Origin of the sequence: Piscibacillus salipiscarius JCM 13188 (assembly GCF_001311865.1) — a bacterium.
GTDB lineage: Bacteria > Bacillota > Bacilli > Bacillales > Alkalibacillaceae > Piscibacillus > Piscibacillus salipiscarius.
In genome coordinates, this window is record NZ_BBCD01000043.1 from 1 (window position 1) to 8,346 (window position 8,346).

The window sequence follows — 8,346 nt, forward strand, 5'->3', positions numbered from 1 at the left end:
AGTATATAAATCATTTTAACAATTTCTTCAAGATTTTTCTTCCCATTTTTGAGTTAGGATAACGAAAAGCTAAGTCGAATGCCGTTGTCTGTTTTAATACACTCTTTTCATGAGTAAACGTTTCAAAACTGTATTTACCGTGATACTTTCCAATTCCGCTTGTGCCAATTCCACCGAATGGCAATTGATTATTTCCTAAATGCATCATGGTGTCATTAATACATCCACCACCAAATGATATATTTCTGACGATCCATTCTTGGTTTTTCTCATTTTCTGAAAAATAATATAAGGCTAGAGGATTTCTAGACTGTTCCACATGGTCATAAACTTCTTCGAGTTCATTAAACGTCATAACAGGGAGAAGTGGTCCAAAGATCTCATCCTGCATGATCTTAGAATCCCAGTCCAATTGCTCAATTAAGGTCGGATTAATCAAACGATTTGTTCGATCTGTTTCTCCGCCAACACTTATATGACCTTCATTTAAATATTGAGATAAACGATCAAAGTGTGTATCATTAACAATTTTTGTATACTCACCGCTTTGTAGTGGGTTAGATCCGTACATTTTCTCAATCTCAGTTTTAATTTGATTTAAAAGCTTCTCTTTTATAGACTCATGCACGAGCAGATAATCAGGAGCAACACAAGTTTGTCCAGCGTTTACGAATTTACCCCACACAATCCGTCTAGCTGCATATTCAACCTTAGCATCCCGGTCAACAATACAAGGGCTTTTGCCTCCAAGTTCAAGAGTGATTGGAATCAATTGTTTGCTGGCTTTTTCCATGACAATTTTTCCAACAGGCACACTACCTGTAAAGAAAATATAATCCAATGATTGATCTAATAATTCCTGACTAATTTCGGGGCCACCTTGTACGACAGTGATATATTTTTCCTCAAAAGTTTCTTTGATCATTTCTTCAATTAAATCACTCGTATAAGGTGTTAATTCTGAAGGTTTGATAATTGCTGTATTACCAGCGGCAATCGCTCCAATGAGTGGTGCTATAGCTAAATGTAAAGGATAATTCCACGGACTAATAATTAATGTAACCCCATAAGGTTGTTTGTATATTAGACTTTTAGCACCTTTATGAGACGCTGGTGTTTTAACTTTCTTTGGCTGCATCCATTCTCTTAAATATTTGATTGTATAGTTAATTTCTTGTTGCAAAAATCCAAATCAGTTGTTAAGACCTCGTACGTTGACTTATTTAAATCTTTGTGCAAGGACTCATATATTCTAGGTTCATATCGGTTTAACATTTCTTGTAGTTTTTGAAGCTGATGAATGCGATAGGTGTAAGTCATTGTTTTCCCTGCGCGGAACATTTCCTTCTGACTTTGCACTAGATTTTCAAATTGACTCATGATTCATCCCTCCTTTTAATAACGTAAGTGAGAAGTCTTCAGCGTAATGAGTGTTTGGAAAAACCTCTTTAATGTCTTTAAGCTCCTTTTGTAAGTCTTCCCATACATATCTTGATGAAACATGGTTTAAAATGAGTTCTTTTACATTGGCAGCTTTTGCTAAATTAGCAGCTTGTTCACTTGTTGAATGAAAATATTGGTGAGCTAATTCATGATCTTCTTTAATAAAAGTTGCTTCATGTATAAGCACATCAGAATCATAGATATAATCAACTATATCATCTAAAGCGTGAGTATCGCCTAGTATAGAAACCTTACGGCCAGGAATGGGGTCACCTGTAACCTCATCTCGTTTTATATTCGTTCCATCTGGCAAACTAACTTCGCGGTTGTTTTTTTATCTCTTGATAAATAGGACCTGGTTTAATTCCTCTTTCTTTTAGTTTTTCTGGAATTAGTGGGCCAACTGAATCCTTTTCTTGGATAAGAAAACCAAAAGAAGGGACCCCGTGCTTTAAACGAATCGATGATACTTGTATATGCTGATCTTCAAATAGGATATTTTCGTTAATAGATCGAAATATAAGGTCATATTTTAATCTTGTTTCACTTACTTTCAAACTGAGTTCAATAAACTCTTTTAATCTAGGAGGTCCATATATTTCTACAGGACTTGTACCCTCCTGGAAAGATCGGCTACTTAATAGCCCTGGTAATCCGTATATATGATCCCCGTGCATATGAGTTATGAATATTTTTGATATTTTTCTTGGTTTATTGTAGAATTCAATATCTGGTGCTGGGTTGCCTCACCACAATCAAATAACCAAATTTCATCTCGTTCTTGTAGCATGGATAGAGCTAAAGACGATACGTTGCGTCTTTTAGATGGCACCCCTGAACCAGTTCCTAAAAATGTTAACTGCATATTATTGATCCTCCAGTCTAACGCCAACCTCTATTGTATTGAACAGGACCACTGAGTTCTATTCCTAACTCATCTGCCACTTGTTTCGGCCAGTATGGGTTTCTCAAGAATACCCGAGCTACAAAAATTAAGTCTGCGCGGTCATTTTGGAGAATTTCTTCAGCCTGAATTCCACTTGTAATTTTACCTACTGCGCCAGTTGGAATTTTTGCTTGCTGTTTAATCTTTTCAGCAAACCTTACTTGATAACCTGGGTAAGTCCGAATACGAGCAGGTACAACACCGCCAGAACTACAATCGATTAAATCTACATGCTGCTTTTTCATTTGTGAAGAAATATGTAAAAATTCATCCATTTGGTTTCCGTCTTCATGATACTCAGAAGCTGATATTCTGACAAAGATTGGTCCGTCAAACTCTGATTGTACCGCATCAATCACCTGCTGAAGTAAACGGTATCGGTTCTCAATTGAACCGCCAAATTCATCTGTTCGTTTATTAGTTAAAGGTGATAAAAATTGATTGATCAAATAACCATGAGCAGCATGAATTTCAACTAAATCAAATTGAGCTTGTTTAGCTCTTCTAGCGGCATCTTTAAAGGCTTTAATAGTGTTTTCGATTTGATCTAATGTCATTTCATTTGGCGTTTTTAAAATCTTCATTAAAAGGGATTGCACTAGGTGCAAAAATCTCTCCTTCTAAGTCAGCTTTGCGGCCTGCATGAGCGAGTTGGATTCCACTTTTGGCTCCGTGGGCGTGAATGCGTTGATTAACTTGTTTTAAACCTTCGATATGTTCATCGGACCAAATTCCTAAATCTTCTGCAGAAATACGTCCTTCAGGCTGAACTGCCGAAGCTTCTAATATAATTAAGCCGGCTTGACCTGCAGCGCGGCTTTCATAATGGGTAATATGAAAAGGGGTCACTAAACCGTCTTGATTGTAACAGGAATACATGCACATTGGAGACATCACAATTCTGTTCTTTAAGGTGACGTTTCTAAAAGTGATCGGTTCAAATAGTTTAGTATTCATATAAATCCCTACCTTATAAATTGTGTTTAATTATGTCTGGTATATCTGTAAATACTCCGTCTGCTCCCATTGTGACACATTTACGTGATAAGCTCACGCGATTTACTGTATATACTCGAAACGGTATTTGCTGCTCTAGTAAATGTTTAACCATTTTAGATGATAATAGTCTTGATTTAATGTGAATGGCATTAGCTCCAAGGTCATTTAAAAAATCTCCGATATCTTTTACTTGGCTTTTGGTTAACCATGCTAACTCTATGACGTCACTAATATCTCGTAAACGCTGAATCGTATACGGATTAAAACTAGAAATAACCGTACGATGAACCATGTCGTGCTCTTCAAGTAATTCTACAACTCGCCGTTCGATGGTAGGGTACTCAATCACATTAGTTTTTAATTCAATATTAAGAAGCATATCCTTATCCTCAACCCATTGTAAAAATTCTTTCAAAGACAAAATGGGGGTATGTATATAACGCTTAGAGAACCAATAACCTGCGTCAAACTCTTGCAGCTCTTCTAATGTATAATTTTGAACAAATCCTGTACCATTTGTCGTTCTTCTTATATTCTCATCATGTATGATGACTGGAACTAAATCCTTTGTTAATTGAATATCTAGCTCAATTCCATCCGCTCCTAATTCGTGCGCAAGTTGAAAGGCAGGTAATGTGTTTTCTGGTGCATATCGGCTTGCACCACGGTGTGCAAAAAATTTTCATAATGTTTAGCCACCTCAATTTATGACTCTGTTATTTATTATTAATACGATTAATATTCAATAATTCCTGTTTATTTCTGTTATGATTGTGGTGTATAAAGATTGAAAAGTCAAACTTATTTTATAAGGGGGGATTGTTAAGGTGAAATGGCAAACTCGAGAAGAGTTGAGATCTCTATTAATTAACTTAGTTGGGTTCGATAGTATTACTGGACATAAAGGTGAAGTTCATTTAATCGAGTATGTTGAACAGGAATTAAAAGCACTAAATTACTTTAAAGAAAATCCTGAATTGGTTCAAACGGACTTATTAGATGATGGACGTAAGTTACTTACGGCTTTGGTAAAAGCTCAAAAGCCCACAAAGAAAACCATTATATTATTAAGTCATATTGATGTAGTTGGAATTGACGATTATGGTTCATTTAAGGATCTAGCTTTTAATCCAGATGAATTAACCCAGCATTTTCGTACTTACCATGAGGAATTGCCTAATGATGCTAAAATTGATCTTCAAAGCTCAGAGGAGTGGTTGTTTGGCCGAGGAATTATGGATATGAAAGCTGGTTCAACTTTACATTTATCTATGCTTGAGCGTGCCATTAACGAACAATGGGACGGCAACATTTTATTATTATTGGTCCCAGATGAAGAAGTAAACTCAGCCGGAATGCTTAAAGCAAGAGAAACGTTAAATTGGTTAAAGCAAACAGAAGACTTAGAATACATATTGTGTATCAATAGTGAACCGATGTTCCGCCAGTTTCTTCAAGATCAGCAGAAATATTTATATACAGGATCATTAGGAAAAGCTTTACCAGGCTTTTTTTGTTATGGTAAGGAATCGCATGTTGGTGAACCTTTTAATGGGTTAAATGCTAATTTGATGCTCAGTTATCTTAATATAAATTTAGAATTAAATCATAGCTTATCTGAGAGGGTAGGGGAAGAGGTAACACCTCCGCCTATTAGCTTAATGAATCGTGACTTAAAAGAACACTACTCAGTTCAAACCCCTTTGACAGCTGTTTCTATGTACAATGTATTGTTAATGAGACAAGCTATACCAACATTAACAAAACAATTAATGGACGTCATGAAACGAACAAAAGTTCAAGTAGAGACCCATGTTAAACAACAAGCTGAAGCCAATGGATATCAAGTGAATTTCGATATAAAATTATTAGATTACCATACTCTTTATGAGGAAGCCGTCAAAAGGCATGGAAAAGAATTAGTAAACAAAAGAAGGGAAGAGCTGCTTAAATCTAGGGTTCATGGAGATCGCGATTTTAATACTCTCTTAGTTCAAGACTTAGCTTTCTTGTGTAAAGATTTAGCTCCAATGATGATTTTGTTCTATAGTCCGCCTTATTATCCGGCAGTTTCAAGTGAACACAATTTACTTGTATCTAAAGTAGCAAATCGAGTTTCTCAGGTTTTAAAAGACCAATATAGCTATGAAGTGAAAACGCTTAATTACTTTAATGGAATTTCAGATTTGAGCTACATCGGCTATGATTCTAATAAAGAGAGTAATTTAAAAGAATTATATAGACAGATGCCTTTAAATGAAAAAGAGGGGTTGCTTAAATATTTAGAAGAAGATATTGACGTCCCATCTATTAATATTGGTCCCGTGGGAAAAGATCCTCATCAATGGACTGAACGTTTAAATATCGATTATTCTCTTGAACAACTGCCTAATGTTTTAGCAGATGCGATTAAATTTTCGTTTAAAAAAAGCTTAATCGTCCATGTTAAAAAACTATTTTTGTAGTATAATAAAACTGAATACCTATTCAGTTTTATTGGGGGCAGTTTAAATGACACAAAATATATATCAACTAACACTTCCGACACCCTATGCGGTAGGAGACGTTCATGTATATATTGTAAAGAATGATATTATAACTTTAATTGATGCAGGTGTGCATACTGAAGAAGCATGGCAAGCGTTTAACGAACAGCTTAAGAACATTGGACTTACACCTAAAGACATCGATCAGGTTGTTCTGACTCATCATCATCCTGACCACATTGGCTTAGTTGGACGTCTTAATCATGTCCAAAACATTTATGGGCATTCATTGGTTCATAAATGGTTGACACGTGATGAAATGTATCTTGATCATTATATTCAGTTCTTTAATGATCTTTATACGAAGTGGGGTGTACCAGATCAATTTCAGGATATTGAAAGAGCTCTAGACTACACACTTGCTTTTTCAACACCGAGTGCTTTGACACGATATTTAAATGAAGGCGATCAGATTCCAGGTTTAGAAGGTTTCCTAACACTTGAAACTCCTGGACATGCAGAAAGTCACCTTTCTTTTTATAATCAAGATACGAATGTCTTATTAGCAGGTGATTTTTTATTAAAACATATTTCATCAAATCCGCTGCTTGAGCCTCCTGTTAACATTGGAGAAGAGCGCCCAAAACCATTACTACGCTATCGTGAGTCTATGAAAAGAGTATTGGACTATTCCTTTTCAACGATTTATCCTGGGCACGGTAAAGTTTTCTCTAATCATCAACCATTGATTGTCGACCGAATCGCTAAACAGGAAAAGCGTGCTTTTAAAGTTTTAGATTACATTAGCGAGTCGCCTTCAACACCTTATGAAATATGTCAGTACTTATTTCCGAAGCATTATCAATCACAGTTCGGCTTAACAATGTCAGAAACGGTTGGACAGTTAGACTATTTATGTTCTATTGGTGAACTTGAACAACTTTCGGATGGAGAAGTTGTTCGATATACAGCTGCGCACCCAATAACAAGTAAATAATTATTAGTTTAAAAGTTGAGCTAGAGCACTGGATTATATCATTCTGGTGCTCTTTTTGCTTTTAGAGATGATCTAAACTAATGATTTCATCTAATGGATACCATTTAACCTTTCCTTTGGATGTAAAGAACTTAAGCTGTTTTGTGTATGGGTCAATTTTTTGTATGATCCCTGTAGCGGTCACCGTCTCGTAAGGGTGAAACAATGTTATCTGAACAAGTGACTGAGAGCTAATGGCCATTAGAATACTGCCTTCTAGTTGTTCAATCTCCTGTTCATCTAAAAGAGGTTTTGTTTTTTAATTAATTGTTGCTGATGCTGTTGCAGCAGTTCTTTATGTTCTGGTAGCATCATTCTGCTCGATTCCCAAAGTAAATTATGCCCATGAGTTAATTTATTTGGATTCATTACATTCTCTCCTTACTTATAATGTCCTCCAATTTTTTGAGCTCGGTCAAATACTTGACCAGCGTCTTTTAAAGAAGACGCTCGAACAATTGCTGTTTGGCCAAATTTCATTCGAATGTCGTCCATTGCTTTACTGAGCTGGTCTTTTTCGACGGATGGATTAAAAAGGTTTAACTGATACACGTCAGCGGACTGCAGTTGTGATAACGTTACGCCAACACTTCGAACAGGTAAACCATCCCAATGTTTATGCAATAACTTTAAAGCAGCATGAAATAAATCCATCCCATAATTAGTAGGGGAGGTGAGTTTGATTTGCCTATGAAATCCAGTCGGAACATCGAAATTTGCCCCGCGTATACCTAACGACAATGTATGGCCTCGGTAGTTTTTAGCTCTTGCACGTTTGGCGACTTCCTCGCATAGTTCAAGAAGAACAATTTTGACATCTTCTAGCGCTTCATAGTCTCTTGGCAAGGTCATGTGGTGTCCAACTGCTTTTTGACTGTTATGAGTTTTGGTTGTAACTGGAGAATAGTCAATCCCATTAGCGATATTAGATAGTACCTCGCCATTAATTCCCCCAGCGTTTTTAAGTGGTGTAGGGGATAATTGGCGAGGTCACCAATGGTTTGTATACCCATTCGCTGAAAGTGATGGTTCATGCGACTTCCAACTCCAAACATTTTTCCAACGGGCAGTTTCCACATCGTTTCTTTCATATTGTCATGCGTAAGATGAAATATACCGTCTTTATTCTTCTTAGCGAATGCATCACAAGCAATTTTAGCTAGAACTTTATTAGGCCCCATACCAACACGCGCATATACGCCAAGTTCTTCTTGTATTTCATGTTGAATTTGTTTGGCGACTGAATATCGGTCACCGAATAATCGTTCTGTGCCAGTTAAATCCATAAACTGTTCATCAACTGAGAAAACTTCAACCTGATCCGTAAACCTTTCTAAAATTTGAGTGATTTGGTAAGACAAATCTATATATAATTTCATTCGTGGTCTAACCACAACTAAGTCAGGACATTTTTTCCTGAGACTGCCAAAGGGCAT

At 36.3% G+C, this 8,346-nt stretch carries 5 protein-coding genes and 5 pseudogenes; 2 read left to right on the plus strand and 8 right to left on the minus strand.

Features of this window, described 5'->3' with window-relative positions; translation table 11 throughout:
• Positions 1-10: 10 nt before the first annotated feature.
• The 5 genes and pseudogenes from JCM13188_RS16945 to JCM13188_RS16960 form a co-directional block, all read right to left on the minus strand.
• Positions 11-1,138, minus strand: a complete 1,128-nt coding sequence (locus JCM13188_RS16945; RefSeq protein WP_369405127.1) for an aldehyde dehydrogenase family protein — start codon at positions 1,136-1,138, stop codon at positions 11-13.
• An 8-nt stretch (positions 1,139-1,146) separates the two neighbouring features.
• On the minus strand, positions 1,147-1,380 hold the full coding sequence (locus JCM13188_RS21595) for a hypothetical protein (RefSeq protein WP_369405128.1): 234 nt from the start codon (positions 1,378-1,380) through the stop codon (positions 1,147-1,149).
• Positions 1,367-2,308, minus strand: a pseudogene (gene rnz, locus JCM13188_RS16950) (ribonuclease Z). Before rnz ends, JCM13188_RS21595 begins: the two are co-directional and overlap by 14 nt.
• A 17-nt stretch (positions 2,309-2,325) precedes the next feature.
• Positions 2,326-3,346, minus strand: a pseudogene (gene namA, locus JCM13188_RS16955) (NADPH dehydrogenase NamA).
• 13 nt (positions 3,347-3,359) lie between these two features.
• Positions 3,360-4,046: pseudogene (locus tag JCM13188_RS16960) on the minus strand (glycerophosphodiester phosphodiesterase); the annotation flags it as partial.
• A 169-nt stretch (positions 4,047-4,215) separates the two neighbouring features.
• Here JCM13188_RS16960 and JCM13188_RS16965 point away from each other — a divergent pair.
• Both JCM13188_RS16965 and JCM13188_RS16970 read left to right on the plus strand, forming a co-directional pair.
• Positions 4,216-5,853 (plus strand): M20/M25/M40 family metallo-hydrolase, encoded by a 1,638-nt coding sequence (locus tag JCM13188_RS16965; protein WP_054755020.1) that lies wholly within the window; start codon positions 4,216-4,218, stop codon positions 5,851-5,853.
• Positions 5,854-5,899: 46 nt separating this feature from the next.
• Positions 5,900-6,871, plus strand: coding sequence for an MBL fold metallo-hydrolase (locus tag JCM13188_RS16970; RefSeq protein ID WP_054755021.1), 972 nt, complete (start codon positions 5,900-5,902; stop codon positions 6,869-6,871).
• A gap of 61 nt (positions 6,872-6,932) precedes the next feature.
• Here JCM13188_RS16970 and JCM13188_RS16975 read toward each other — a convergent pair whose 3' ends face one another.
• The 3 genes and pseudogenes from JCM13188_RS16975 to JCM13188_RS19950 all read right to left on the minus strand — a co-directional run.
• A complete protein-coding gene (locus JCM13188_RS16975; RefSeq protein WP_054755022.1) occupies positions 6,933-7,112 on the minus strand; it encodes a YolD-like family protein in 180 nt (59 codons plus the stop codon).
• Positions 7,113-7,194: 82 nt separating this feature from the next.
• A pseudogene (locus JCM13188_RS19945) lies at positions 7,195-7,279 on the minus strand (YolD-like family protein); the annotation flags it as partial.
• A gap of 12 nt (positions 7,280-7,291) precedes the next feature.
• Positions 7,292-8,346, minus strand: a pseudogene (locus tag JCM13188_RS19950) (DNA polymerase IV); the annotation flags it as partial.